The organism is Acidisoma sp., from assembly GCF_965199065.1.
Classification (GTDB): Bacteria; Pseudomonadota; Alphaproteobacteria; order Acetobacterales; family Acetobacteraceae; genus Acidisoma.
The window spans coordinates 838,867-865,435 of the sequence record NZ_CBDAQN010000003.1 but is presented as its reverse complement, the minus strand read 5'-3'; the positions used below and the strand labels follow the sequence as shown (position 1 = coordinate 865,435).

General features: G+C 66.6%; 25 protein-coding genes. 18 read left to right on the top strand and 7 right to left on the bottom strand.

Going from position 1 to position 26,569, the window contains the following annotated elements; translation table 11 throughout:
• The first annotated feature begins 173 nt into the window (after window positions 1-173).
• The 4 genes from ACOEQ1_RS12155 to ACOEQ1_RS12140 are packed head-to-tail and all read left to right on the top strand — an operon-like array spanning window position 174 to window position 6,667.
• Window positions 174-1,901: a diguanylate cyclase gene (locus tag ACOEQ1_RS12155; protein ID WP_419759517.1), complete on the top strand. Its 1,728-nt coding sequence runs from the start codon at window positions 174-176 to the stop codon at window positions 1,899-1,901.
• A gap of 27 nt (window positions 1,902-1,928) precedes the next feature.
• Entirely contained in the window at window positions 1,929-3,278 is a 1,350-nt protein-coding gene (locus ACOEQ1_RS12150) for a chloride channel protein (protein WP_419759516.1), read from the top strand.
• Window positions 3,275-4,999, top strand: coding sequence for an adenine deaminase (ade, locus tag ACOEQ1_RS12145; RefSeq protein WP_419759515.1), 1,725 nt, complete (start codon window positions 3,275-3,277; stop codon window positions 4,997-4,999). Before ACOEQ1_RS12150 ends, ade begins: the two co-directional genes overlap by 4 nt.
• A 9-nt stretch (window positions 5,000-5,008) precedes the next feature.
• Window positions 5,009-6,667 (top strand): FGGY-family carbohydrate kinase, encoded by a 1,659-nt coding sequence (locus ACOEQ1_RS12140; protein WP_419759514.1) that lies wholly within the window; start codon window positions 5,009-5,011, stop codon window positions 6,665-6,667.
• Between the two features lie 98 nt (window positions 6,668-6,765).
• On the opposite strand, the gene ACOEQ1_RS12135 is transcribed toward ACOEQ1_RS12140, so the two are convergent.
• From ACOEQ1_RS12135 to ACOEQ1_RS12120, 4 genes are all read right to left on the bottom strand, one after another.
• A complete protein-coding gene (locus ACOEQ1_RS12135) occupies window positions 6,766-8,232 on the bottom strand; it encodes a mannose-1-phosphate guanylyltransferase/mannose-6-phosphate isomerase (protein WP_419759513.1) in 1,467 nt (488 codons plus the stop codon).
• 109 nt (window positions 8,233-8,341) lie between these two features.
• A complete protein-coding gene (locus tag ACOEQ1_RS12130) occupies window positions 8,342-9,766 on the bottom strand; it encodes an MFS transporter (protein WP_419759512.1) in 1,425 nt (474 codons plus the stop codon).
• A gap of 13 nt (window positions 9,767-9,779) precedes the next feature.
• Window positions 9,780-10,997, bottom strand: a complete 1,218-nt coding sequence (locus ACOEQ1_RS12125) for an MFS transporter (protein ID WP_419759511.1) — start codon at window positions 10,995-10,997, stop codon at window positions 9,780-9,782.
• Window positions 10,998-11,060: 63 nt separating this feature from the next.
• Entirely contained in the window at window positions 11,061-12,107 is a 1,047-nt protein-coding gene (locus ACOEQ1_RS12120; RefSeq protein WP_419759510.1) for an RluA family pseudouridine synthase, read from the bottom strand.
• Window positions 12,108-12,161: 54 nt separating this feature from the next.
• Here ACOEQ1_RS12120 and ACOEQ1_RS12115 point away from each other — a divergent pair, with 54 nt between their 5' ends.
• The 5 genes from ACOEQ1_RS12115 to ACOEQ1_RS12095 are packed head-to-tail and all read left to right on the top strand — an operon-like array spanning window position 12,162 to window position 15,359.
• Window positions 12,162-12,449 carry a hypothetical protein gene (locus ACOEQ1_RS12115; protein ID WP_419759509.1) on the top strand — a complete coding sequence of 96 codons (288 nt, stop codon included), beginning with the start codon at window positions 12,162-12,164 and terminating at the stop codon, window positions 12,447-12,449.
• A gap of 7 nt (window positions 12,450-12,456) precedes the next feature.
• On the top strand, window positions 12,457-13,746 hold the full coding sequence (locus tag ACOEQ1_RS12110) for a DUF445 domain-containing protein (RefSeq protein ID WP_419759508.1): 1,290 nt from the start codon (window positions 12,457-12,459) through the stop codon (window positions 13,744-13,746).
• A 31-nt stretch (window positions 13,747-13,777) separates the two neighbouring features.
• Window positions 13,778-14,773 (top strand): D-erythronate dehydrogenase, encoded by a 996-nt coding sequence (denD, locus tag ACOEQ1_RS12105; protein WP_419759507.1) that lies wholly within the window; start codon window positions 13,778-13,780, stop codon window positions 14,771-14,773.
• Between the two features lie 57 nt (window positions 14,774-14,830).
• Window positions 14,831-15,082 carry a type II toxin-antitoxin system ParD family antitoxin gene (locus tag ACOEQ1_RS12100; RefSeq protein WP_419759506.1) on the top strand — a complete coding sequence of 84 codons (252 nt, stop codon included), beginning with the start codon at window positions 14,831-14,833 and terminating at the stop codon, window positions 15,080-15,082.
• The gene (locus ACOEQ1_RS12095; RefSeq protein WP_419759505.1) at window positions 15,072-15,359 is read left to right on the top strand and encodes a type II toxin-antitoxin system RelE/ParE family toxin; all 288 of its coding nucleotides are present in this window, start codon (window positions 15,072-15,074) and stop codon (window positions 15,357-15,359) included. Before ACOEQ1_RS12100 ends, ACOEQ1_RS12095 begins: the two co-directional genes overlap by 11 nt.
• Window positions 15,360-15,412: 53 nt before the next feature.
• On the opposite strand, the gene ACOEQ1_RS12090 is transcribed toward ACOEQ1_RS12095, so the two are convergent.
• The gene (locus ACOEQ1_RS12090; RefSeq protein ID WP_419759504.1) at window positions 15,413-16,054 is read right to left on the bottom strand and encodes a LysE family translocator; all 642 of its coding nucleotides are present in this window, start codon (window positions 16,052-16,054) and stop codon (window positions 15,413-15,415) included.
• 96 nt (window positions 16,055-16,150) lie between these two features.
• Between ACOEQ1_RS12090 and ACOEQ1_RS12085 the strand changes: the two genes are divergently transcribed.
• The 3 genes from ACOEQ1_RS12085 to ACOEQ1_RS12075 all read left to right on the top strand — a co-directional run bounded on the left by ACOEQ1_RS12085 (window position 16,151) and on the right by ACOEQ1_RS12075 (window position 19,169).
• Window positions 16,151-17,287 (top strand): Re/Si-specific NAD(P)(+) transhydrogenase subunit alpha, encoded by a 1,137-nt coding sequence (locus tag ACOEQ1_RS12085; RefSeq protein ID WP_419759503.1) that lies wholly within the window; start codon window positions 16,151-16,153, stop codon window positions 17,285-17,287.
• 86 nt (window positions 17,288-17,373) lie between these two features.
• Window positions 17,374-17,766: a proton-translocating transhydrogenase family protein gene (locus ACOEQ1_RS12080; RefSeq protein ID WP_419759502.1), complete on the top strand. Its 393-nt coding sequence runs from the start codon at window positions 17,374-17,376 to the stop codon at window positions 17,764-17,766.
• 8 nt (window positions 17,767-17,774) lie between these two features.
• Window positions 17,775-19,169, top strand: coding sequence for an NAD(P)(+) transhydrogenase (Re/Si-specific) subunit beta (locus ACOEQ1_RS12075; protein WP_419759501.1), 1,395 nt, complete (start codon window positions 17,775-17,777; stop codon window positions 19,167-19,169).
• A 19-nt stretch (window positions 19,170-19,188) separates the two neighbouring features.
• Here ACOEQ1_RS12075 and ACOEQ1_RS12070 read toward each other — a convergent pair whose 3' ends face one another.
• Window positions 19,189-19,494: a hypothetical protein gene (locus tag ACOEQ1_RS12070; RefSeq protein ID WP_419759500.1), complete on the bottom strand. Its 306-nt coding sequence runs from the start codon at window positions 19,492-19,494 to the stop codon at window positions 19,189-19,191.
• Between the two features lie 83 nt (window positions 19,495-19,577).
• The gene (gene speB, locus ACOEQ1_RS12065; protein WP_419759499.1) at window positions 19,578-20,684 is read right to left on the bottom strand and encodes an agmatinase; all 1,107 of its coding nucleotides are present in this window, start codon (window positions 20,682-20,684) and stop codon (window positions 19,578-19,580) included.
• A gap of 129 nt (window positions 20,685-20,813) precedes the next feature.
• On the opposite strand from speB, the gene ACOEQ1_RS12060 reads away from it, so the two are divergent.
• The 6 genes from ACOEQ1_RS12060 to ACOEQ1_RS12035 all read left to right on the top strand — a co-directional run bounded on the left by ACOEQ1_RS12060 (window position 20,814) and on the right by ACOEQ1_RS12035 (window position 26,559).
• Window positions 20,814-21,287, top strand: coding sequence for an SUF system Fe-S cluster assembly regulator (locus ACOEQ1_RS12060; protein WP_419759498.1), 474 nt, complete (start codon window positions 20,814-20,816; stop codon window positions 21,285-21,287).
• Between the two features lie 4 nt (window positions 21,288-21,291).
• Window positions 21,292-22,776: a Fe-S cluster assembly protein SufB gene (sufB, locus tag ACOEQ1_RS12055; protein WP_419759497.1), complete on the top strand. Its 1,485-nt coding sequence runs from the start codon at window positions 21,292-21,294 to the stop codon at window positions 22,774-22,776.
• 72 nt (window positions 22,777-22,848) lie between these two features.
• On the top strand, window positions 22,849-23,607 hold the full coding sequence (sufC, locus tag ACOEQ1_RS12050; RefSeq protein ID WP_419759496.1) for a Fe-S cluster assembly ATPase SufC: 759 nt from the start codon (window positions 22,849-22,851) through the stop codon (window positions 23,605-23,607).
• Window positions 23,607-24,899, top strand: coding sequence for a Fe-S cluster assembly protein SufD (gene sufD, locus ACOEQ1_RS12045; RefSeq protein ID WP_419759495.1), 1,293 nt, complete (start codon window positions 23,607-23,609; stop codon window positions 24,897-24,899). The genes sufC and sufD overlap by 1 nt, the downstream gene beginning before the upstream one ends.
• The gene (locus ACOEQ1_RS12040) at window positions 24,896-26,140 is read left to right on the top strand and encodes an aminotransferase class V-fold PLP-dependent enzyme (protein ID WP_419759494.1); all 1,245 of its coding nucleotides are present in this window, start codon (window positions 24,896-24,898) and stop codon (window positions 26,138-26,140) included. Before sufD ends, ACOEQ1_RS12040 begins: the two co-directional genes overlap by 4 nt.
• 20 nt (window positions 26,141-26,160) lie before the next feature.
• Complete coding sequence (locus ACOEQ1_RS12035; protein WP_419759493.1) at window positions 26,161-26,559, top strand: SUF system Fe-S cluster assembly protein; 399 nt, start codon at window positions 26,161-26,163, stop codon at window positions 26,557-26,559.
• Window positions 26,560-26,569: the final 10 nt, after the last annotated feature.

Below are 26,569 nucleotides of genomic sequence, written 5' to 3'. Positions count from 1 at the left end.
GCAAACGTTTAGTCTGTCCGGGGACTAGCGCGCCGCGCCGTTCCACTTAAAAAGGAACATAGGTAACAGCCGCTCGTGTGGCGTCTGGTCTGGGGTGCGACTAGCGGCTGCTGCACGCGGCGGCACGTCCCCCGGCCATTCCATGCGACGCCCCGGGAGCGCCGCAGTCTAGGATGAACCCACCTCTGACACAGCTGCCGGCCGAAGAAGCCGGCGACATCGTGCCATTTACGACGATGTGGCCCGATCTTGAGCGTGCGTGGCACTTGTCCTGTCAGGGCCAGGTCGAAGCCGCTCTCGCTCTTGCCCAGAGCGCTCAGGACGCCGCGCAAGCGGCCGGCGACCAAGGTCTTCGGGCCAGCGCCGCCACCCATATGGGCTGGTACTGCTTCATGCTCGGCTACTACGAGGAGGGCATCCTGCATGTCCTCTCGGCGCGGGACTTCTACGGCGTCATCGGCGACCGGCCTCGCGAGTCTTGGGCGCGCGCCATTCACGGCTGGTTGCTGATCGAGATCGGCGCTCCGAACGAGGCCCTGGACGAGGCGATGCTCGCCCTTGAGCTTGCCGAGGCCGCGGCGGAGCCCCGCGCCATCTGCTTCGCGCTGAACGTCGTCGGCGTCGTGTTCTGGATGCTGGGGCAGCTCGACCGTGCGGTGCAGTTCGCGGACCGGGCCGTCGCCCTGGCCCGGGTCATCGGCGATCACGTCGATCTTGGGCGATGGCTGATCAATCGCGCCGGCATCGAGGCCGAGTTCTTTCACCAGGTATCGTCGGCATCAGTCGAGCAGAAGGCCGTGGAGGCGCACATGACCCGCGCCCTCGCGCTCGCGCATGAGGCCCGGCAACTCGCGCTTGAGGCGGGCGACAGCTGGTCGGAGCGGCTCGCGCTCTGCAACCTCGCTGAATACTACCTCTGTCTGGGCCAGCGTGAAAATGCTGCCGGGGTGCTGGCGAGCCTGGATGCGATGCACGGCGACGGAGGCGCCCGGTCGCGCATCTACTACCTGTTCGCTCGCGGAAAGCTCGAGATCGCGGAGGAGGCAACCGAGGCCGCGATCATTACCCTCAGCGAGTGCGCGACCCTCGCGGGTGAAACCGGGGACCTCGAGATCGGCGTTCCGTGTTGCCGCTATCTGGCGGACGCCTTCGCTCTCAGCGGGCGGTTCGCCGAGGCGCTGCAGTGGCACCGCGAGTTCCATGCCCGCTACGTCCGCAAGAGCACCGACATCTCGCTCATCCGGTCCCGCATCGCTGCGATCCAGTACGAGACCCAGCAGTTGCAGGCTCGTGTGGAGACCGAACGGTCCCGAGCCGACGGCCTCGAGCAGATGAACCGTGCCTTGGCGCAAGAGGCCGCGCTGCTGATGAACGCCAGCATGGAGGACGTGCTGACCGGTCTTCCGAACCGCCGCGGGCTGGAGCGGGCCTTGCTCGACATCGCGGCCAAGGGCGGGCAGGACTATGCTTTCGCGATGATGGATATCGACCACTTCAAGCGGGTGAACGACACCTTCTCGCATGCCCTGGGCGACGAGGTTCTACGCCAGGTGGCGCTGCTGCTCCGCATCACGACGCGTGAGACCGACATGCTGTTCCGCTACGGCGGCGAGGAATTCGTCCTCCTGATGGAGGGCACCGACGTTCTGCTGGCTGCCAAGATCTGCAGGCGTGTAAGCCAGGCCATCCGCAGCTGGAGCTGGGGGCAGATCCATCCAAATCTGCGGATCACCCTGAGCATCGGCGTGGCTCTCGCTGACGAGGCGCGCACGCCGGTGGAGGTCATGGCGGTCGCGGACCAACGCCTCTATCAGGCCAAAAATGCTGGCCGCGACCGGATTGTCATGGACGGACGCATCAGGTTGCAGCACGCCGTGGCTCAGTCGCCGCTTATCCACTAGCGCCAGTTTGCAGCGGGCTGCGTCAGGATGAAGCTCAACCGTCGTCTGTTGCGCTTCTGGCGGCAACTGCCGCTCACGTCGCCGCGCCTCTGGGCCCGGCGCGTTGCCTTCTGGGCTGGCGCCGTGCTGGTGGCGCTCGTCGCCATTGCCTTCGCGGATCTTGCGGACGGGGCGCAGGCGCTATTCCAGCTTGTGACGGGGCCGCATCCCTGGCTCGTTCTCATTATTGCGCCCGTCGGGCTGGCTCTCTCGGTCCTGCTGACGCGGACGGTCTTCCCTGGGGCGCAGGGCAGCGGCATTCCGCAGGTGATGGCCTCGCTGCACATGGCCGATCCACGCCACGTCTCGCGCGTGCTCTCGCTGCGGGTCGCCGTCGGGAAGGTTCTGCTGACGCTGCTCGGCCTCGCCTCCGGCGCCTCGGTCGGACGCGAGGGTCCGACGGTGCAGGTAGGCGCCTCTATCATGCAGGCGCTCGGGCAGGCGCTGCGGCTGCCGCGGGTCGAGACGCAGCGCGGCTTGGTGCTCGCGGGCGGCGCGGCGGGGGTCGCCGCCGCCTTCAACACGCCGCTCGCCGGAATCGTCTTCGCGATCGAGGAGCTCAGCCACAACTTCGAGGCCCGGACCAGCGGCATGGTGATCACCGCCGTGGTGATCGGCGGCATTGCCACCTTGGCGTTGAGCGGCAATTACACCTATTTCGGCGTCACCTCCGTCGGACTGCCGCTGGGCACCGGCTGGATGGCGGTGATCCTCTGCGGGGTGACCGGCGGCCTCCTCGGCGGATTGTTCAGCCAGATCCTCATTACCATGGCACGCGGCCTCGGTGGCCCCGCCGGCCTCTGGATCAAGCGCAACCCGATCGTCTTCGCGGCTCTTTGCGGGCTCGTCATCGCCGTGATCGGTCTCGTCTCGCACGGCGCGACCTACGGCACCGGTTATGCCCAGGCGCGGCTGCTGGTGGAGGGAAACGCGCGGCTTCCGGCCAGCTTCTTCCTGCTGAAGTTGCTCGCGACCGCCGCGTCCTACCTCAGCGGCATTCCGGGCGGCATCTTCGCGCCGTCGCTCTCCGTCGGCGCCTCGCTCGGCAGCTTTCTCGCGACGTTCTTCACCCACACCCCGGCGCGGGCCATCGTTCTGCTCGGCATGGTCGGGTATTTCTCGGGCGTGGTGCAGGCGCCCATCACCGCCTTCGTCATCGTGCTCGAGATGACCGCGAACCAGCAGATGACGATCCCGATCATGACGACCTCCATGCTCGCGTTCGTCGTCTCCCGCCTCGTGTGCCGGCGGCCGCTTTATGGCACTCTTGCGCGCCGGTTCCTGCTAGAGACCGAGCCTGCGGCCATCCTGCGGCCGGCCCCGCTGGAGGATCCATGACGGTTCAGACGCGCGCGGGTGTTGCGGCCCGCATCGATCAGGCCCTGGGCGATGCGCCCGCCGATCTTGTCATCCGCAACGCCCGCGTGCTCGACCTTACAGGCGGCACGCCGCCGGATGAAACCGTCCCGGGCGATGTGGCGGTCTGCGGCGACCGCATCGTCGGGATCGCCGACAGCTATCGCGGTGTGCGGGAGATCGACGCTGGCGGGCGCTTCGTCGTGCCCGGCTTCATCGACAGCCATCTGCATTGCGAGAGCACGCTGGTGACGCCCCTGGAGTTCGACCGCTGCGTGCTGCCGCGCGGCACCACCACGGTCATCTGCGACCCGCATGAGATCTGCAACGTGCTCGGCACCGAGGGGCTGGAGTATTTCCTGGCCGCCGCGGACCGCACCATCCTCGATCTGCGCGTGCAGCTGAGTTCCTGCGTGCCGGCGACCCATCTGGAGACGGCCGGTGCCACGCTGACCGCGGCGGACCTCGTCCGCTACCGGCACAATCCTCATGTCGTCGGCCTTGCCGAGTTCATGAACTTTCCCGGCCTGCTGGCGAAGGACCCGGACTGCCTGGACAAGATTGCGGCCTTCGAGGGCGCCCATATCGACGGCCACGCCCCGCTGCTCTCGGGCAAGCGGCTGAACGCCTACCTCGCCTGCGGCATCCGCAACTGCCACGAGACGAGCAGCCTCGCCGAGGGTCGCGAGAAGTTGGCCAAGGGCATGCAGGTGCTCATCCGGTCGGGCTCGGTCGCCAAGGATATCGAGGCGCTGGCGCCGCTGATCACGGATTTCGCTTCGCCGTTCCTCGGCTTCTGCACCGATGACCGGAACCCGCTGGACATCGCCGAGGACGGGCACATGGACTACCTCGTCCGCCGCGCGATCGGTCTCGGCGCGCCGGTGGCGGCCACCTACCGTGCGGCAAGCTGGTCGGCGGCGCGCGGCTTCGGGCTGCGGGACCGGGGCATCGTGGCGCCCGGCTACCTCGCCGATCTGCTGGTGCTCGATGATCTCGAGACTTGCAGGGTCGCGCGGGTGATCCGGCGCGGGCAGCCGGTGAGCGCCGAGAGCTTCGCCGGTCGCGCGCCGCTGGCGGTTCCCGGCGGCAACACCATGCGGCGGGGCGCGGTTCGGGCCGAGGATCTCGCCGTCCGCGCTTCGGGACCCGGAACCCCGGTCATCGGCGTCCTGCGCGGCAAGATCGTCACCGAGCGTCGGCAGGCCGATCTGCCCTACAGCGGCGGCTTCCGCCATGCCGACCCGGCGCGCGACCTGCTGAAGGTCGCGGTGCTGGAGCGCCACGGCAAGAACGGCAACATCGGGCGTGGCTTCGTCCAGGGCTTCGGAATCCGCGGCGGCGCGCTCGCCTCATCCGTCGGGCACGACAGCCACAATATCTGTGTGTTGGGTGACGACGACGCCGACATGGCGCTGGCCGCGAACCGGCTGATCGACCTCGGCGGCGGGTTCGTGGCGGTTCGCGGTGGCGAGGTTGTGGCGGAACTTGCCTTGTCGATCGCCGGGCTGATGAGCGACCAGCCGTTCGAGACGGTGACGCACAAGCTGGAATTGCTGCGGGCGGCGGTGGGCGGCATGGGCTGCGTTCTCGACGAGCCCTTTGTGCAGCTGGCGTTCCTGGCCTTGCCGGTCATCCCGCATCTCAAGATCACCGATCTTGGCCTGGTCGATGTCGACCGGTTCGAACTGATCACGGAGTAGGACGGACCCATGGATGCGGTGATCGGCGTCGATGTCGGCACGGGCAGCGCGCGCGCCGGCGTGTTCGACGGCATGGGGCGGATGCTCGGCCAGGCGAGCCGCGCCATCCAGGCCTGGCGCCCTGAGGCCGATTACGTCCAGCAGTCGACCACCGACATCTGGGCAGCGGTTTGCGCCTCTGTCCGCGAGGCGCTGGTCCAGGCGGGCGATGTAACCGTTCGCGGCATGGGTTTCGACGCCACCTGTTCTTTGGTGGCGCTCGATGATGGAGGCGGCCCGGTCTCGGTGAGCCCGGATGGCGAGCCCGAGCAGAACGTCATCGTCTGGATGGATCATCGCGCGGGGGCGGAGGCCGATCGCATCAACGCGGGCGGCTATGACGTGCTGCGTTACGTCGGTGGCCGCATCTCCCTTGAGATGGAGACGCCCAAGCTGGTGTGGCTGAAGGAGCAACGGCCCGATGCCTGGGCGCGGGCGGCGCACTTCTTCGATCTCCCCGACTTCCTGACGTGGCGGGCGACCGGGAGCCTCGCGCGCTCCCTGTGCTCGACCGTCTGCAAATGGACCTATCTCGGCCACGAGCAGCGCTGGGACGAGGACTATTTCCGCGCGATCGGCCTCGGCGATCTTGCGGACGAGGGGTTCGCGCGCATCGGCACCGACATCCGGCCGCTCGGGTCGGTCGCCGGCAGCCTTTCAGCAGCGGCGGCGGAGGAACTGGGTTTGGCGCCCGGCATTCCTGTGGGCACCTCGGCGATCGACGCTCATGCCGGCGGCATCGGCGTCATCGGCGCGGCGGTTGGTGCCGAGCGGCCCGACGCTGCAGGCTTGCTTCATCGTCTGGCGCTCGTCGGCGGCACTTCGAGCTGTCACATGGCGGTTTCGGCGGAACCTCGTTTCGTGCCGGGTATTTGGGGGCCTTATTTCGCCGCGATGGTTCCCGGCCTCTGGCTCAACGAGGGCGGGCAATCCGCCACCGGCAGCCTGATCGATCATGTGGTGATGACCCACGCCGCCTATCCGGCGATGCTGGAGCAGGCTCGTGGTGCCGGGCAGACCATCTACCAGCGGCTGAACGCCGTGCTGGAGACGCTGGCGGCCTCCGTCGCTTTCCCGGCGGCGCTCACCGAGGGGCTGCATGTCATGCCGGATTTCCACGGCAACCGCTCGCCCCGGGCCGACGCCACCTTGCGCGGCATGGTGTCCGGCTTGCGGCTGGCCGCGGGCCCTGAGGATCTGGCTTTGCTCTATCTCGCCACGGTTCAGGCGGTCGCTTACGGCACCCGGCACATCGTGGAGACGCTCAACGCCGAGGGCTACGTGATCGACACCATCATGGCTTGTGGTGGCGGTACTAAGAACCCGGTCTTTCTTCGTGAGCATGCGGATGCGACAGGCTGCACGCTCGTCCTGCCTCAGGAGCCGGAGGCGGTCCTGCTCGGTGCGGCGATTTTAGGCGCGGTGGCGGGCGGTTTGCAGCCCGACGTGCCGACGGCGATGGCGACGATGAGCCGCGCGGGCAGCGTGATCGCGCCGGCCGCTGATGCGGTCCGGCGCTACCACGACGCCAAGTACGCGGTGTTTCAGCGGATGTATGCCGATCAGATGGCTTATCGCGCCGTCATGGCCGGTTCAGAGCCTCACGGAAAACTCGCTAGGGCGAGCTAGCTGGCGTGTTCGTCCGAGCATCGAAGCGGAGCGACCGTATTGGGTCGTGAGCATCGAAGCGCAGGATGGGCGCGTCAGATGGCCGCCATAGTAGAGTTTTAGCTCCGGCCGTAGGTGTCTTCGAGGCGGACGATATCATCCTCACCGAGGTAAGCGCCGGACTGGACCTCGATGAGGTGCAAGGGGATCCGCCCCGGGTTGAACAGCCGGTGCGTGCAACCGAGCGGCAGGTAGATGCTCTCGTTTTCCCGGACCAGCACTTCCTCATGGTCGCGGGTGACGACCGCGCTGCCCGCCACGACGACCCAATGCTCGGCGCGGTGGAAATGCTTCTGCAACGACAGCTTCTCGCCCGGCTTCACCACGATCCGCTTGACCTGGAAGCGGTCGCCAAGGATCAGCGACTCGTAGTGCCCCCAGGGGCGATAGCTGCGGTTGTGGCTCGTCGCCTCGGTGCGGGATTGCTTCTTCAGCCGCTCCACCACCTTCTTCACGTCCTGGGCGCGATCCTTGTGCATGGCGAGGACGGCATCCTCCGTCACCACCACCACCGCGTCTTCCAGGCCCAGCACCGCGGTCAGCATGCCGTCGCTGCGGACGTAGCAATTCCGCGCGTCTTCGATCAGGACGTCGCCGACCGCCACATTGCCTGCCTTGTCCTTAGCGCCCAGATCCCAGAGCGCGTTCCAGCTGCCGACATCCGACCAGCCGAAGTCTACGGCGATGACGGCGGCGCGCGTCGTGTGCTCGGCGACCGCATAGTCGAGGCTGATGTTCGGGCAGGCTGCGAATTCTTCGCGTCCGAGGCGGATGAAGTCGAGGTCGGCAGTCCGCGCCTCTACCGCACGGCGCGCCGTCGCCAGCACGTGCGGCGCATGCGCCTGCAGTTCCTCCAGCAGCGTGCTGACGGTGAAGACGAAGATGCCGGAGTTCCACAGCACCTTGCCGGTCGCGATCAGTTCGCCGGCCAGCGCGGCGTCCGGCTTCTCGATGAAGCGCTGCAGCACATGGGCTTCAGGAGCCTCGGTCAGCGGGGCTCCCATCTCGATGTAGCCGAAGCCGGTTTCCGGCCGCGTCGGGCGCATGCCGAGCGTCACCACACGTCCGGTGTGGGCCACTTTCGCGGCGGTGATCAGGGCAGCCCGCAGAGGCTCCGGGTCAGGAATGGCGGCATCGGCGGCCATCATGCAGATGACCGCCTGGGGATCGTCCTGCGCCAGAACGAGCGCCGCGGCTGCAATGGCCGGGGCGCTGTTGCGGCCCACGGGCTCCAGCAGGATGCGCGCGCCGGCGATCCCGGCTTCACGCAGCTGTTCGGCCACCACGAAGCGGTGCGCCTCGTTGCAGACGACGATCGGCGGCGAGAAATCCCCGCCGAAGGTGCGCAGCGCGGTATCGGCGATGAGGGACTTCTCGGAGGCCAACGGCCAGAACTGCTTCGGGAAGCTCTCGCGGGACACGGGCCACAGGCGCGTGCCGGAGCCGCCCGACAAGATCACGGGAACGATTGTGCCGATGGCCGGCTGCGCCCGGCGGGAAAGCTCGATCCTGAAGTCGGTGCTCATCAATCTGCGTCCTTCTTAATACGACTGTCCTTTACGGACGGCCGATCCGGCAAGAAACCACCCAATCCGTCTGGCATATACCACTACTTCATAAGCCATTTGACTGAACCTAAACGGCTGATCTGGCTGATTTGTGACGATGGCCGCTGACCGCGGCTCCGGCGGCGGCATCCAGTCTAAGGAAGTCCATCACGCCCAGGAGGCAGATCAGGCCCGCGCCGACAAAGGCAAACCGAAAATCCATTGCCGACAAAGGCGCCTGCGGAGGGCCAAACAGGCCATGTCCGACGCGCAGCAGAATGGCGCCCGCGGCCACACCCAGGCCGAAGGAGACCTGCTGACACAGGTTGAACAGCGTATTGGCGGACGTGATGCCGGCCGGAGGCACCTCCGCGAAGGCCAGCGTGTTCATCGCCGTGAACTCGGTCGATCGCGTCATCCCGGCCAGGAGCAGCAACGGAAGCTCGAGCCAAGGCGGCGTCTGCGGCATCAACACGGCGCAGCCGAAGAAGGTCGCCGTCAGCAGCGCTCCGTTGACGATGAGCACGGTGCGGAAACCGAAACGGCGCATCATCGGCGTGGTGAAGGGCTTGATGCCGAGGTTGCCGACGAACAGCACGAGCAGGAGCGAGCCGGCCTCGACGGGGCTGCGATGGAAGCCGAGCTGGAACATGAGCGGCAGCAGGAACGGCACGCTGCTGATCGCGATGCGGACCAGCGAGCCGCCGCGAACGGTGGCGGCAAAGGCAACCGCCCGCAGCGCGCCGAACTCGATCAGCGGCGCGCGAAGATGGCGGGCGTGGCTGAAGGTTGCCCAGCCGGCGAAGGCGCCGACCACCAACATGGCGGCGCCGAGGGCGACGCTGCCGGCGGCGGTGCCCAGCAGGCTCGCGCCATAGACGAAGGTCACGGCGCCGATGGCGCTGAGAGTGGCGCCCGTCCAGTCGAGCCGGCGGAGTTCCTCGGGCCGCGCGTTGTCGATGAGCACGAGCGTGGAGAGCAGCCCCACCAGGCCGATGGGCAGGTTGAGGAAGAAGATCCAGCGCCAGGAGGCGTAGGTCGTGAGGAAGCCGCCGGCAACCGGCCCCAGGATGGGCGCCACCAGAGCCGGCCATGTCAGAAGCGCCATGGCGCGCATGAGGTCGGCCTTGGGGGTCTTGCGCAACACGACGAGCCGGCCGACCGGCACCATCATCGCGCCTCCGAGGCCTTGCAGGATGCGGGCAGCGAAGAAGCTCCAGAAGCCGTCGGCGAGCCCGCAGAGCAGGGAGGCGCCGGTGAAGATCGCGATGGCGCTGGCGAAGACCGTGCGGGCGCCGAACCGCTCCGCCGCCCACCCGCTGAGGGGGATCCCGGCTGCCAGCATGATCATGTAGCCGGTGATGCCGAGGTTGAGGTCGACCGGGTGGACGTGGAAGCTCTGCGCCATCCGCGGTATGGCGGTCGTAATAACCGTGCCGTCGAGCAACTCCATGAACTGGCTGGCGGCGACGAGCAGCGCGATCAGGATCGGTGACGGCTTTTTCGTCGGCATGGCCGGCCTCGCGTCAGGCGCTGGGCCGGCCGGTGGGGCCGCGCTGATGCAGCAGGTAGGCGCCCAGAACGAGAAGCGGCGGCACGGTGCCGAGCACGGCCACCAGCGGCCAGCGGCCGATCGTGTAGAGAAGCGGCGCGGTGGCCGAGCCCACGGCGGCCGCCAGGAAGACGCCGGCGACGAAGATGGCGTTGAGACGGCTGCGCTGCTCGGGCGCGAGGTCGAACAGGACCTTTTGCGCGAACGGCTGATGCGCCTGCACGCCGGCATCCAGCAGCACCGTCGCGACCGCAAAGGCCGCGAGGCCAGCCCAGCCGTGCAGGGAAGACGCCGGCAGGGTCAGGCCGATCCCCAGCGCCACCATCACCATGGACCCGATCGTGCCGATGACCGTGCGGCCAGCGTCGGCCATGCGCCCGGCGATCGGCGCGGAGAGGGCGCCCGCCGCGCCGACCAGCGAGAAGATGGCGATGCCACGCTGGTGCAGGCCGAACTGCTGGTTGAGTTCGAGCGGAATGGTCGTCCAGAACACCGAGAAGGCGAAGAAGAGGCCCATGTGATAGGCCATCCGGCGCCGCAGCGCGCGGGTCCGCAACAGCAGCGGCAGCAGGGAGGCGAGGACCGCGACGTAGCTTTTGCGCCCCTCCGGGTAGCGCCGTGGCAGGGTCAGCCGCAGCACGACGGCGGTCGCCAGCACGGCGATGGAGGCGACGAGAAACACCGACCGCCATCCGCTGACGCTCGCGATGAGGCTGGCGATCGGCCGGCAGAGGAGAATGCCGGTCAGCAAGCCGCCGACGACCGCGCCAACCTGCCGGCCACGCTTGGCGGGATCGGCCAGATGGGCCGCCATCGGCACCACCATCTGGACCGTGACGGAGGTGAGGCCGATCACCAGACAGGCGAAGAGAAACACACCCGGTGTCCGCGCGAAGGAGGTCAGCAGCAGCGTGACCGCACCCAGGCTGAGGGTGATGACCATCAACCGGCGGTTTTCCAGGAAGTCGCCAAGCGGGACCAGCAGCAGCAGACCGACCGCGTAGCCGATCTGCGTCAGCGTGACGACGAGGCCATAGGCACCCGGCGCCAGACCTACGGACGGACCGATCAGCCCGATCATCGGCTGGGCCAGGTAAAGGCTGGAGACACCGATGCCCGCCGTCGCCGCAAGCAGTAAGGTCAACCCGGCCGACATGCCGGCGGGTTCGCGAAGCTCTGTTGTTTGGGACATGGGCTGAGCTATGGCCCCGGAACGGCAACTGTCAACGGATGCGGATTGTCGGCCAAACAGGCGTCAGCGGTCGCTGCCGAGACCCGCGACGGTATCGAGCGTCTCGACCAGCGCGCGGAAATCCGCGGGCGGTTCGGTGGCGAACGAGAGCGGCTCGCCGGTGCGCGGATGGGCGAAGGCGAGGCTTGCCGCGTGCAGCGCCTGTCGGGGGAAGTCCAGCAGCATCGTACGCACCTGCGGCGGCAGGCTTTTGGATACGGCCGGCACGCGACGCAGGTAGATCGGGTCGCCGACGACAGGATGAGAGCCTGCGGCGAGATGGACGCGGATCTGATGCGTCCGCCCCGTCGAGAGCTTTACGTCCAGCAGCGAGACCGCGAGGCGCCAGATCCGCAGCGTCGTGTAGTGGGTGAGGGCCGCCCGGCCGCCGGACAGCCGCACCGCCATGCGCTTGCGGTCCTTCGGGTCGCGCCCGATCGCGCCCTCGATGTCGCCGCTGGGTGGGCTCATCGTGCCCCAGCAGAGCGCCCGGTAATGCCGGTCGAGGTCGCGGTTGGCGAAGATCTCCGACAGGCGGGTGTGCGCGAATTCCGTCTTCGCGGCCACCATGACGCCCGAGGTTTCCTTATCGAGCCGGTGGACGATCCCCGGCCTGCGTTCCCCGCCGATGCCGGTGAGGCTGTCGCCGCAATGGGCGAGCAGCGCGTTGACCAGGGTTCCCTCGTAATTGCCGGGGGCGGGGTGGACGACGAGCCCCGCCGGCTTGTCGAGCACGATCAGATCCGTGTCTTCATAGAGAATGGTGAGCGGGATATTCTCGGGCTGGGGGACTGCGGGCACCGCTTCGGGCACGGTCAGGGCATAGGTCATGCCGGCCTGCACCGCCTCCGAGGGGTCCCGCACGGTCACGCCACCGCGTCTTGCCATCCCGTCCAGGATCAGGTTTTTGATCCTGGAGCGGGAAAGGGGCGCGAAGCTCTCGGCCAGGAAGCGATCCAGGCGCTGGCCTTCATGCTGAGGGGCCGCCTCCACCGCGTCGGGAAGGATGAGGTCATCGCTGTCGTCGATGTCGAGCTCTGGGTCAGGGTGCGGGATAGGGCTATGGGTCATCCGGCAGACATACCCACAGGTGAGAACCCCATGATAGGGCCACGGAGCGAGACGATGCAGAAGGCCAGGCCGCTGTTGATTGCGGTGATCGCCATGGGTGTGCTGATCGTCCTCGTCACCACGGTGGTGATCGTCAAGCTCGTGAAGGATGTGGTGACCGCGCCGGCCAGCGTGACCCTGACGACGACGATGCTGCACCAGCCCGCGGGCTCTCATATTGTGACGATCACGTCCGCAGGTGGCCGGCTCGGCGTTCTGCTGAATGGCGGCGGCCCCGACCGCATTCTGTTCGTCGATCCTGACACCGGGCGCGTCGCCGGCCAGATTATGCTGGGACAGTAGGCGGCTGATGGACGCGACACCGGGCATAGTTGGCCAGGATGCGGATACGGCCGATCGCCGGTCGCTCCGTCGTCACAAGCTTTTCGCCACCGGCCTGCTGGTTCTCATGGCAGCGATCTGCCTCGGCAGTTTCGCCCTGCCGTCCGGCCTGTGGCGTGATCTGGTGGAATCCGCCTCCAAGGCCGGTGTGGTCGGCGGCCTTGCGGACTGGTTCGCGGTCACCGCACTGTTCCGGCACCCGCTGGGCATCCCCATTCCGCATACCGCCATCATCCCGGCGCAGAAGGCGCGGCTCGGCCGGGCGCTGGGGCGGTTCATCGGCGCCCATGTCATCACCCAGGCGGAGGTGACGCGCGTTTTGGTGCAGGCCGATCTGCCAGGGCTCATCAACCGTTTCCTGTCCGACCCTGCAACGGTGAAGCCTGCCGCCGAGGCTATGGCCGCAAGTCTGCCGCGCATCCTCGCCTCGCTCGAGGACGGGCGCGCCCGGCGGCTCGTCGACCGGCTGCTGCCGCGCATCGTCGGCGGTCAGGCGGCAGGGCGCGTCGTCGCCAAGGCGCTCTACGGGCTGGTCGAGGGCGGCCGCCATCAGGAGGTTTTCACCTTCATCCTCGGCCAGCTGCGCGGGATGCTCACCAGCAAGGAAGACGACCTGCGCGGCGGCATTCGCGAGCGGGTGCGCGAACAGGGCGGCCAGCTGCTCGGCTGGGCGATCGGTGCCAGCGTCGCCAAGCGCGTCATCACTGCGGTGAACGACGAGTTGGACACCATCGGCCCGGACGGCTCGACGATGCGGATCGCCTTCGACGAGTGGGTGCGGCGCGAGATCGCGCTCATCGAGACCGATCCGGCGCGGGCGGCGGAGATCGGCAACGCCATCAAGCGCGTCGTCGCGCACGAGACTGTGCAGGCCTGGCTCGGCGATGTGTGGGCGCGGTTGCGCCGTGCGATCGAGCAGGACGCGGCGCGCCCGAACGGCCACACGGTGGCGCTCATCGAGGCGACCCTGCACAAGTTCGGCGAGGCGGTGCAGCAGGACCCGGCCATACGGGCGGGCGTGGAGCGCGGCACGGCGGCCGTCGTAGCCGGGCTGTTGCCGCTGGCGCAGGAACGCGCGGCTGATTTCGTGGCCGATGTCGTGTCGAAGTGGGACGCGCGGACCGTGGTGGACCGGCTCGAGCTGCGGGTCGGCCGCGACCTGCAATACATCCGGGTGAACGGAACGCTGGTTGGCTGTCTTGCCGGCGGGGTGCTGTTCCTGTTGCTCCGGGCGATTTTCGGAGCAGGCGCGCTGTGACACAACGAAGAAGACTTAGAGGAGGTCCAGGATGCATGTGATGATTTTGGGTGGCGCGGGCATGCTCGGGCGCAAGCTTGCCGAGCGGATCGCGGCGGATGGCGGTCTCGGCGGCGTCGCCGTGCGGCATCTGACGCTGGCGGATGTGATCACGCCGCAGACGCCGCATGGCTTTCTAGGCACGACGGATTGCACCGCTGTCGATCTCACCGTGCCGGGCGCGGCGAAAGGTCTTCTCACGACCCGGCCGGACATCATCTATCAGCTTGCGGCGGTCGTATCGGGCGAGGCGGAGGCCGATCTCGAAAAGGGCTATCGCGTCAACCTCGACGGCATGCGGCATCTGCTCGACGCGATCCGGGCCGAGCAGCACGGCAATGGCTGGCGGCCGCGGGTGGTGTTCGCCTCGTCCATCGCGGTGTTCGGCGGCGACATGCCGGATGTCATTGGCGACGACTATTTCCTGACCCCGCAGACGAGCTACGGCACCCAGAAGGCCATGTGCGAGCTGTTGCTGGCGGATTATTCACGGCGCGGCTTCATCCACGGCATCGGCCTGCGCCTGCCCACGGTCTGCGTGCGTCCGGGCAAGCCGAACCTCGCCGCCTCCGGCTTCTTCTCGGGGATCATCCGCGAGCCGCTGGCCGGTCTACCGGCGGTGCTGCCGGTCTCCGAGGATGTGCGCCACTGGATGGCGAGCCCGCGCCGGACGGTCGGCTTCCTCGTGCATGCCGCCGGGCTCGATCTTGCGTTGCTGCGGGGCCGCACGAGCCTGACGATGCCGGGCCTCTCGGTGACAGTCGGCGAGCAGATCGCGGCGTTGGAGCGGGTGGCGGGGCCGCAGGTGACGGCCTTGATCCGCCGCGAGCGTGATCCGGTGATCGCCCGCATCGTCGACGGCTGGGCGCGGGGGTTCGACACGTCGCGGGCGGCGGCGCTGGGCTTCACGGCGGAGACCGAGTTCGACGAGATCATCCGCGTCCACATCGAGGACGAGTTGGGCGGAAAGATATCGAGCCTCAACTGACGGTTGACAAAGATTGCCAATTGTTGCCACAGATATTGGTGAGGTACTATGGCGACAATGAACGTCTCTCTGCCGGCTCCGATGAAGGACTGGGTTGAAGCCCAGGCCCAGACCGGTCGCTACAGCAATGCTAGTGACTACGTTCGGGACCTGATCCGCAGAGATCAGGAACGAACCGCCGATCTGGCGGAACTGCAGCGGCTTGTAACGGCAGGGCTGGAGAGTGGTGTAAGCGACCTTTCCATGAACGATCTGCTGCGCATTGCACGTGATCGGGCAGCCGGCGTCTCGCCGGGCAATGAGCCATAGGACGACGCGAGAAGCCGATGAAGATATCATCGGCATCTACCTGGACGGATACCGCGGCTTCGGCCGTATGCAGGCGGAACGATACCACGACGGTTTGGCGGCAGCTTTTAAGTTGATCGCGGCCTACCCGTACATCGGTCGCGAACGAGTTGAGTTTCACCTTCCGGTCCGCCTCCACCCCTACAACGCGCATATTATCGTCTACCGCGTCATGCAGGATGGCCTTCTTATCGTGCGCGTCCTGCACGCACGCACAAATTGGCAACAGCTTCTCTAGCCAAAGACAAGTCGACCAAGACGATCCCTCACCACCGCTTGTTGCCGGTCAAATCATCGCCGCACCGGTCGCCATACGAGATCGGTGCCGGCATGCAACAGCGTGTGGATGGCGAAGCCGATGAACAGGACGCCCGATGCGCGTGTGATCAGGACCTCGTGCCGGCCATAGCCGCGGCGGATCGCCGCGGCACCGACGACCGCCACGAGAACCGCATAAGCCATCAGCCCGCCGGCAAGGGAGGCCAGCACCAGCACCGGCACCATTTCCCAGGTCAGCAGATGAGCCCGCGACGACAGCACCGCGGTAAAGGTCGCCACCGCGACCGGATAGGCCTTGGGATTGGTCAGGCCGAAGACCAGCCCATGCGCGAAGGGCCGCGGCACGCTTGGCCCCATATCGACCGCGGACCTGCGCGCCCGCACCGCGCGGATCCCGAGCCAGAACAGGTAAAGCCCGCTGATCAGGCCTAGCCCGTCGAACATCGCGCTGCCGACCGTCTTGACGCCGATGATCGCGGTGATGGCGAGCGCGCTCCAAAGGGCATCGCCCACCAGATGACCGCCGAGGAAGGCGGCGCCGGCGATGCGGCCTTGCGCTGCGCCGATTCCCAGCACAGCGAGCACGCCGGGCCCCGGCAGGATGCCGTAGATGAAACCGCCCATGGTGGCGGCGGCGAGAAAGGAGATGTCCATTCCGAAAGCATTGCACGGGCCGCAGCCGAGAGGCAGTCGCCAAGCAAAAACTTCTGGCCTAGTATCCCCACAAAAGAAGTTGGGGACCAACGACCCATGCGTATAGCGATACCCGCCGAAATCGATGACGATGAAACTCGCGTCGCGGTCACGCCGGAAACGGTGGGCAAACTCGTCAAGCTCGGTGCCACGGTGGTCGTTGCCCACGGGGCGGGCCGGAAATCCGGTATCCCCGATGCGGACTATGCCGCCTCCGGCGCGGAGTTGCGGGACCAAGCCGAAGTTGCGGCTGGCGCGGAGATCATCCTGAAGGTGCGACGGCCGACGCCGGAGGAGTTGAGCACCTACCCTGCCGGCGCCCTCCTCATCGGCATCCTCGACCCTTACGGCCAGTCGACGGCGCTCGAGCAGATTGCCGCCGCCCGCATCAGCGCCTTCTCGATGGAACTCATGCCGCGCATCACCCGCGCGCAAAGCATGGATGTGCTGTCCTCTCAGGCCAATCTTGCCGGCTACCGCGCCGTCATCGACGCCTCCGCCAGCTACGGCCGGGCTCTGCCGATGATGATGACGGCTGCCGGCACCGTGCCCGCAGCCAGGATCTTCGTGATGGGCGCGGGCGTCGCAGGGCTGCAGGCGATTGCGACCGCACGGCGTCTCGGCGCCATCGTCACCGCGACCGATGTGCGCCCGGCGGCGAAGGAACAGGTCGCGTCCCTCGGGGCCAAGTTCGTGGCCGTCGAGGATGATGAGTTCAAGCAGGCCGAGAGTGCCGCCGGCTACGCCAAGCCGATGTCGCCCGAATATCAGGCCAAACAGGCCGCTCTCGTCGCGGAGCACATCAAGAAGCAGGACATCGTCATCACCACGGCGCTGATCCCCGGCCGCCCGGCTCCGCGCCTCATCAACGCCGGGATGGTCGCGTCCATGCGGTCGGGCTCGGTCATCGTCGACCTCGCCGTCGAGCGTGGCGGCAACGTCGAGGGTGCGGTGGCCGGCCAGGAGATCGAGACCTCGAACGGTGTCCGCATCCTCGGTCACAGCAATACGGCGGGTCGGATCGCCGCCTCGGCCTCCGCGCTTTACGCCCGCAACCTGCTCAACTTCGTCGAGACGCTGATTGACAAGACCACGAAGGCGATCAGCCCGAACTGGGACGACGAACTCGTGCGTGCGACACTGCTCACCCGCGACGGCGCTGTCGTTCATCCGAATTTCAAGACCGCCGCCTGATCCGCCGTCCCGCTTCAAGCCCCCGCTTCAAGCCCCGACTTCATGCACCGACGCCGCGCAAGACGGCGAACCTCAAGGGATACTCCATGAATCAGAATGCCGATGTGGTGGCGACGGGCGCAGGTGTCGCTGCCCATACGATCAGCGGGGGGCTCGTCGACCCGTTCGTCTTCCGCTTCGCGATCTTCGTGCTGGCGATCTTCGTGGGCTATTACGTCGTGTGGTCTGTCACCCCGGCGTTGCACACGCCCCTGATGGCGGTGACGAACGCCATCTCCTCCGTGATCGTCGTCGGCGCCCTGCTGGCAGTCGGGGTCTCGATGCACAGCGTGCTCGGCGGCCACTCCGGCGTCGCACGCTTCTTCGGCTTCATCGCCCTCATCCTGGCCTCGATCAACATCTTCGGCGGCTTCCTGGTCACCCAGCGCATGCTGGCGATGTATCGGCCGCGCGCCTCCATGACGCCCAAGAAGCACTGAGCGCCATCATGTCCCTGGATCTCGCCCAGCTTCTCTACCTCGTTTCCGCCATCCTGTTCATCCTGGCGCTTCGCGGCCTGTCCTCGCCGAGTTCGTCGCGGCGCGGCAACCGGATGGGCATGGCCGGCATGGCCATCGCCATCATCACCACGCTCGCCGCCGCAGCGCCGCACGGCTTCGGCGGCTGGGTGCTGGTCGTGCTCGGCCTCGCGATCGGCGGCAGCATCGGCGCCGTCGTCGCCCGCCGGGTCGAGATGACCGCCATGCCGCAGTTGGTAGCCGCCTTCCATTCGGGCGTCGGCCTCGCCGCCGTTTGCGTCGCCGCCGCCGCGAGCTACGCGCCACAGGCCTTCGGCATCGGCTTTCCCGGCCACATCGACAGCGGCTCGCTGGTCGAGATGTCGATCGGCCTCGCCATTGGCGCGGTGACCTTCACCGGCTCGGTCATCGCCTTCGCCAAGCTCAACGGCAACATGTCCGGCCGCCCGATCATGCTGCCGCAACGGCATGTCATCAACGCGGGCCTCGCCGCTGCGTTGGTGCTGCTGGTCATCCTCTTCATCGTGACCCAGTCGCATTTCTTCTTCTGGCTGATCGTGATCGCGGCGCTCTCGCTGGGCGGGCTCATCATCATCCCCATCGGCGGCGCCGACATGCCCGTCGTCGTTTCGATGCTGAACTCCTATTCCGGCTGGGCCGCCGCCGGCATCGGCTTCACCCTCGGCAACCTCGCGCTGATCATCACCGGGGCGCTTGTCGGCTCGTCCGGCGCCATCCTCAGCTACATCATGTGCTCGGCGATGAACCGCAGCTTCATCTCCGTCATCCTCGGCGGCTTCGGCGGCGAAACGGCGGCGGCGACCGGCGAGGTCGAGACGCGGCCGGTGAAGCAGGGCGCCGCCGACGACGCTGCCTTCATCATGAAGAACGCCGGGCAGGTCATCATCGTCCCGGGCTACGGCATGGCGGTCGCCCAGGCGCAGCACGCGCTGCGGGAGATGGCGGACCGGCTGAAGGAGGAGGGTGTGCAGGTGCGCTACGCCATTCATCCGGTGGCGGGGCGCATGCCCGGCCACATGAACGTGCTGCTCGCCGAGGCGAACGTCCCCTATGACGACGTTTTCGAGCTTGAGGACATCAACGCCGAATTCGGTCAGGCGGACGTGGCCTTCGTGATCGGCGCCAACGACGTGACCAACCCGGCCGCCAAGACGGACAAGAGTTCGCCGATCTACGGCATGCCGATCCTGGAGGTCGACAAGGCCAAGACCGTGTTGTTCCTCAAGCGCGGGATGGGTTCGGGCTATGCCGGCGTCGAGAACCCGCTGTTCTTCAAGGACAACACGATGATGCTGTTCGGCGACGCCAAGAAGATGGTGGAGCAGATCCTAAAGGCGCTCTGACGAAACCGCCTCCGCTGCTTCAGCGGCGGGGGCGCCGGCTCCTCAGCACAGCCTCGAATTGAGCCATGATGGGCGCGAAGTTGCCTCGCAGGCTATCGACCGTCATGCCGCTCCGGCGCATCCGCCAGAGTTGGACGCGAAGCGCCACATAACCCAGCAGCGCCGCGCCGATCGCCACGGGAACGAGCACCAGGGCAAGCGACAGTGCCAACCCGGCAACGACGACCGACCCGAATATTACGGCGGCGAGGGCGAAGCCTTTCGTCAGGGCGCCGCTGCGTGGCGGCACCCAGCCCGGCGGCCGCGTCTGGCGGTTAGCGTCCACAAACGTTCCATCGGGACGCATATCGATGTCAAAGGGGCGACGTTCGATCATGAATGGTAGATTGACCGCCGCCGGGACGCTTTTCAAGCGTCCTCTACGTGACGCCTTTGTAATGAACCCGACGGGTGCTCGATCGACGGCCTCTCCCGCACCGCCACCAGGCACAGCATCTCGAACAGCACCTGAGCCGCGATCTGCGCCGTGTTGCTGGTCGCGTCGTATTGCGGGGCGACCTCCACCACGTCGCCGCCGATGATGTCGAGCCCTCGCAGCCCCCGCAGCAGCGTCAGCACCTCGCGCGGCATGAGCCCGCCGACCTCCGGCGTGCCGGTGCCCGGCGCGAACCCCGGATCGATCGAATCTATATCGAACGACACGTAGACCGGCCCGTCGCCCGCCAGCCGCCGAGCGACCTCCACGTAGTGCCGCATGCCGTGTTCCTCGACCTCCTCGGCATGGACGACGGTCATCCCGCTGTCGGTCGAGAACTCGTAGAGATATTCGGCGGTGCCCCGGATGCCGATCTGCAGCGTCCGCCTTGGATCGACCATGCCGTCCAGGACTGCATGCCGGAACGGCCCGCCGTGATGGAAGCGCGACCCCTCGTAGGAGCCCGCGGTGTCCGCATGGGCATCGATATGGATGAGCCCGACCGGCCGCGTCTCGCCGACAGCCCGCAGGATCGCCTGGGTCATCGAGTGGTCGCCGCCGACCGACAGCGGTATCACGCCCGCCTGCACCACGCTCCGCAGCGCCGTCTCGATATCCTCGTGGCAGCTTTCGAGGCTATAGCGCGATCGCAGCGGCACATCGCCCACATCCGCCACGCGCAGCATGGCCTGCGGCGCGACCCTCAGCACATGCTCGTAGGGTCCGATCCGTTCGACCGCCCGCACGGCGCGCGGCCCGAGGCGGCAGCCGCTGCGGTTGGTGACGCCGAGGTCCATAGGCACGCCGATCAGCGCGACATCGAGGTCGGCGAACCCCTCCAGCGTCCCGAAGGCGTTCTGGCGATAAGGGGCGTTGAGGAAGGTCGCGGGGTCCGAGTAGGGCAGCTTGCGGCGGCCATCCGCGCTGATCGTCTTCGACGCGATGTCCTTGAAATGAGGGTCGAATACGTGCCCGCCGCTCAGTCCGGCATACTTGTCCCGCAGCCGCCGCAGGTTCGCATCCCCATCGTCATCCGCCATGATCCTGTCCTCCCCACGCCCGATCCTCGGTAGAGAGTTGAGCCTCAACGTTCAACCGGCGTCGCAGGTCAGGGCAGCCTTTCGAATGAGGACTGGCGCGGTCCGGAATGGGCCTGTAGAACTCGGCCCATGCTGAAGCTGTCGAAACTGACCGATTATGCGGTTGTGGTGCTGGTTCGTCTTTCGGAAGAAAGCGGCATCCAGACCTCGGGCGGTATTGCGGCTGCCACGGGCGTGCCGGAGCCGACCGTCGCCAAGGTTCTCAAGACCATGACCGCGGCTGCCCTCGTACTCTCGCAACGTGGTGCTCGGGGCGGTTACCGGCTTGCTCGCCCGCTCGCCACAATCTCGATTGCTGAAGTCATCGTGGCGATCGACGGTCCCATCGCTCTCACCGCCTGCGTCGAGCATTCGTCGACCGCCTGTGAGGCTTCCAGACTTTGCCCGGTCAAGGGGCGCTGGGACACGGTGAACACTGCCATCCAGGATGCATTGTCCGCCATCAGCCTGGCCGACATGCGCGCCCCTGTTTTCTTCCCGCTTCCCGCGCACCATGTGCCGGAACGCCCGCTTCCCGCTTCAACTACAGCTTTTGTCGAGTGAGGCCATGCCAGCAGTTGCAGAGACCCTAGAGACCGTCCGCTCCGTCACCGGCTCCACCTACAAATGGGGCTTCGAAACCGACCTTGAGATGGATGTGGCGCCCAAGGGCCTGACCGACGACACCATCCGGCTGATCTCGGAACGCAAGGGCGAGCCTGAATGGCTGCTCGCGTGGCGCCTGAAGGCGTTTCACGCTTGGCAGACGATGGAGGAGCCGCACTGGGCAAAGCCGGGCTATCCGACCATCGACTACCAGGACATCCACTACTATGCCGCGCCCAAGCGTGGTGGTGGTCCGAAGAGCCTGGAGGAGGTCGATCCCGAACTGCTCCGGACCTACGAGAAGCTCGGCATTCCTTTGAAGGAGCAGGCGATCCTGGCGGGCGTCGAGCCCGGCGACGAGGACCGTCTGCCGATGGCGGTCGATGCGGTGTTCGACAGCGTCTCGGTCGCCACCACCTTCAAGGCGACACTCGCCAAGGCCGGCGTGATCTTCTGCCCGATCAGCGAGGCGGTGCGTGAGCATCCCGATCTCGTGCGGCAGTATCTCGGCAGTGTCGTGCCGGCGGGCGACAACTACTTCGCCGCGCTGAACTCGGCCGTGTTCACCGATGGCAGCTTCGTCTACATCCCCAAGGGCGTGAAGTGTCCGATGGAGCTGTCCACCTATTTCCGCATCAATGCGCGGAATACGGGGCAGTTCGAGCGCACGCTCATCATCGCCGAGGACGGCGCGTCGGTCAGCTACCTCGAAGGCTGCACGGCGCCGATGCGGGACGAGAACCAGCTGCACGCCGCAGTTGTTGAACTCGTCGCGATGGACGACGCGAAGATCAAGTACAGCACGGTGCAGAACTGGTACCCCGGCGATGCGAACGGTCTTGGCGGCATCTACAACTTCGTGACGAAGCGCGGCGCCTGCCGTGGTGCGCGCAGCCGCATCAGCTGGACGCAGGTCGAGACGGGCTCCGCGATCACCTGGAAGTATCCGTCGTGCATCCTGATCGGTGATGGCAGCGTCGGCGAGTTCTACTCGGTCGCGGTCACGAACAATCATCAGCAGGCCGATACCGGCACGAAGATGATTCACATCGGGCGCAACACGAACAGCACGATCATCGCCAAGACGATCAGCGCCGGGCATTCGGACAGCACGTATCGCGGCCTCGTCCGGATGATGCCCAAGGCGCAGAACGCGCGGAACTTTACCCAGTGCGACAGCCTGCTGATCGGCGATCAATGTGGCGCGCACACGGTGCCCTACATCGAGAGCCGCAACGCGACTGCGAAGATCGAGCATGAGGCGACGACATCGAAAATCGCCGAGGACCAGTTGTTCTATTGCCGCAGCCGTGGGCTGTCGCAGGAGGACGCCGTCGGTCTCATCGTCAACGGCTTCTGCAAGGACGTGCTGAAGGAGTTGCCGATGGAATTCGCGGTCGAGGCGCAGAAGCTGCTCGCCGTGAGTCTCGAAGGTTCCGTCGGCTAATCGAGATGAAAGTTTTTCGTTCTTTTTCCAAAAAGAACATCGCTTGCTTCTACTGAGGACTGTTTGGACAAGATGCTGGAAATCAGAGGCCTGACGGCGACGATCGATGACAAGGAAATCCTGAAGGGCATCGATCTCACGATCCCCGAGGGTGAGGTTCATGCTGTCATGGGCCCCAACGGCGCCGGAAAATCGACGTTGTCTTATGTCCTGTCCGGCCGTGAGGGTTATGAGGTCACTGGCGGCACGGCGACCTTCTTCGGTCAGGACATCCTGGCGATGGAACCGGAGGAGCGTGCGGCTGCCGGCCTGTTCCTCGCCTTCCAGTATCCTGTCGAACTGCCGGGTGTCGGCAACGCCAATTTCCTGCGCACGGCCTTGAACTCCATCCGCCGCGCGCGGGGCGAGGCTGAACTCGACGCCGTGCAGTTCCTCAAGCTCGCCCGTGCCTCGGTGAAGGCTCTGGCAATGTCGGAGGATATGCTGAAGCGCAACGTCAACGTCGGCTTCTCCGGTGGCGAGAAGAAGCGCAACGAGGTGTTGCAGATGGCGGTATTGAAGCCGCGTCTCGCGATCCTCGACGAGACGGATAGCGGGCTCGACATCGACGCCCTTCGAATCGTGGCTGATGGCGTCAACGCGCAGCGCGGCCCGAACTTCTCGGCGCTGGTGATCACGCATTACCAGCGGCTGCTCGACTACATCGTGCCGGATCGCGTCCACATTCTGGCATCGGGCCGCATCGTGCGGTCGGGTGGCCCCGAACTCGCCAAAGAGCTGGAAGCGCACGGCTATGCCGGCCTCATCGGCGAGCCAGCGGAAGCCGCCTGATGCGCGCCCCGACTCACACGCCGGATGAGGCGCTGACCGGCTTCCTGACGCGCTACGACGGGCTTCGCGCGCAGCTGCCGGGCTCGGCGACGGCACGCGACGCCGCTGCCGAGGTGCTGCGTGAGCGTGGCTGGCCCACGCCGCGCGACGAGGCCTGGCACTACACCAACATCCGCGCGCTTGCCGGCCTCGACTTCCACGAGGCGCTGGACGGACCGGATCTCGGCGCACACCTGATCGGGCTGCTCCCGGCTGTGATTGGCCCCCGCCTAATCTTCGTCGACGGGCGCTTTTGCGCTGAACTCTCCATATTGCCACAAGACATCGAGGTTGGCTCGTTTTCGGGCGAGGGCACCTTTGGCACGCTCGCGCGCCCGGCGCGGGACCGGCTGGTGGCGCTCAACACCATGCTCGCCGAGGATGGCGCGATCATCGACGTGCCGGCCGGTTTCGACGGCGGCTTCCTGATGCTGGCGCAACTCACCAGCGGGCGGCATCGCCGCGTCGGCAGCCATCCGCGCCATCGGCTGCGGCTGGGCGTGGGCGCCAAGCTCGTGCTGCTGGAGGTGTCGGCTGGTGAGGGCGAATACCTCAACAACCCGGTCATCGAGATCGAGGTTGCGGAGCGTGCCCATCTCACGCATGGCCGTTTGCAGCAGGACTCGCAGGAGGCTTTCCACCTCGGCACGGTCTATGTCGATGTCGCGGCCGAGGGCGTCTACGACGGTTTTTCGCTGGCGCTTGGCGCCCGTCTCGGCCGCACGGAGATCCACGCGCGTCTTGGTGGGCCGGAGGCGGCCGTGCATCTCAACGCCGCGCAGATCATGGGCGGCACGCAGCTGAGCGACTTCACCACCGCCATCGCGCATGATGCGCCGAACTGCGCCTCGCGCCAGACGGTGAAGTCCGTGTTGACGGGCAAATCCCGCGCCGTTTTCCAGGGCCGGATCGAGGTCGCGCGCATCGCTCAGAAGACTGACGGCTACCAGATGAACCAGGCGTTGCTGCTCTCGCCCGATGCCGAGATCAACAGTAAGCCGGAGCTGGAGATCTACGCCGACGACGTGAAGTGTAGCCATGGCGCGACGGTCGGCGCGCTCGACCCCGAGCAGTTGTTCTATCTACGCAGCCGCGGCATTCCCGCGGATGCTGCCCGCATGATGCTCGTGCGCGCCTTCCTGACGGATGCTTTCGAGGCGGTCAGTCATGAGGGTCTGCGCGCGGTGTTCGAGCATGCGGTCGAGGGCTGGTGGAATACGACCGGCCACAACGCGGAGGTTTCCTCGTCATGAATGTGATCGCCCGTCCGGTGCCGCGCGACATCGCGAGCCTGCGCTCCGATTTTCCGATCCTGTCGCAGACGGTGCGCGGCAAGCCTCTGGTGTTTCTCGATAGCGCCGCCTCGGCCATGAAACCGCGCGTGGTGATCGACGCCATGGTGGGCGCGATGGAGACGCAATACGCCAACATCCATCGCGGCGCGCATTGGATGAGCGAGCGCACCACCGAGGCTTTCGAAGCGACGCGCGACTCCGTGGCGCGCCTCATGAACGCCGGTTCGCGCGACGAGATCATCTTCACCCGCAACAGCACAGAGGCGATGAACCTCGTCGCGCACAGCTATGGGCGCGGCGTGATGAAGCCCGGTCAGGCGGTGGTGATCTCGGAGATGGAGCATCACTCCAACATCATTCCGTGGCAGCTTCTGCGGGACGATCACGGCATCGAACTTCGCGTTGCGCGCGTCACCGACAGCGGCGAACTCGACATGGAGAGCCTTGCGGGCCTGCTGTCTGACGGCCGTGTGGGGCTGGTTGCGATCACTCATATGTCGAACGTTCTTGGCACCTACACGCCGGCGGAGCGGATCGTCGCGCTCGCTCATGAGCATGGAGCGAAGGTGCTGCTAGACGGCTCCCAGGCCATCGTGCATCGCAAGATCGACGTGCAGGCGCTGGATGTCGATTTCTATGCCTGGACCGGCCACAAGCTTTACGGGCCGACGGGCATCGGTGTGCTCTACGGCAAGCCGGAACTGCTGGAGGCGATGCCGCCCTTCATGGGCGGCGGCGACATGATCTCTTCCGTGACGTTTGAGCGCTCCACCTGGGCGCGGGTGCCGCACAAGTTCGAGGCTGGAACGCCCGCCATTCTCGAAGGCATCGGCCTCAACGCGGCGATCGGCTATGTGGAGGCCATCGGCTACCAGTCGATCGCGGCTCACGAGGCGGCGTTGACCGAGCATGCGCTGGCTAAGCTGGCGACAGTCGAAGGCCTGACGGTTCTGGGCCGCGCGCAGGACCGGGGAGGGGTCATATCCTTCACCCTGGAAGGTGCGCATTCGCATGACGTGGCAACCTTGCTCGATCGTTCGGGAATTGCCGTCCGGGCCGGTCATCACTGCGCGGAGCCGTTGATGCATCGCTTCGGTTTGGACAGCACCGCCCGGGCGAGCTTCGGGCTTTACACGACCACTGACGAGATCGACTTTCTGGCTGAAAGTCTCGGCCGTGTCCGGGCGTTCTTCGCCTGATGGACATGGAGGAGGAGGGGATGATGGATCAGACACCGAAGCTTGAGAGTGCTGCCGAGGATCAGGCCGTGCATCACGCCTGGACGCCGGAGGGCGAAGTGCCGCCTGCGCCCAAGGGTGTCGACGAGGACGAGGTCATCGGTGCGATCGCAACGGTCTATGACCCCGAGATCCCGGTCAACATCTACGAGCTTGGCCTGATCTACGCGGTCGACATCTCCGATGACGGCAAGATCAAGGTCGAGATGACCTTGACCGCGCCCGGGTGTCCGTCGGCGCAGGAGTTGCCGGTGATGGTGCGCGAGGCGATCATGGCCTTGCCGGGCGTCACCGCCTGCGAGGTGGAGACCGTGTGGGATCCGCCATGGGACATGACCCGGATGAGCGACGAGGCCCGCTTGGCCATGAACATGTTCTGATGGAGGCCGA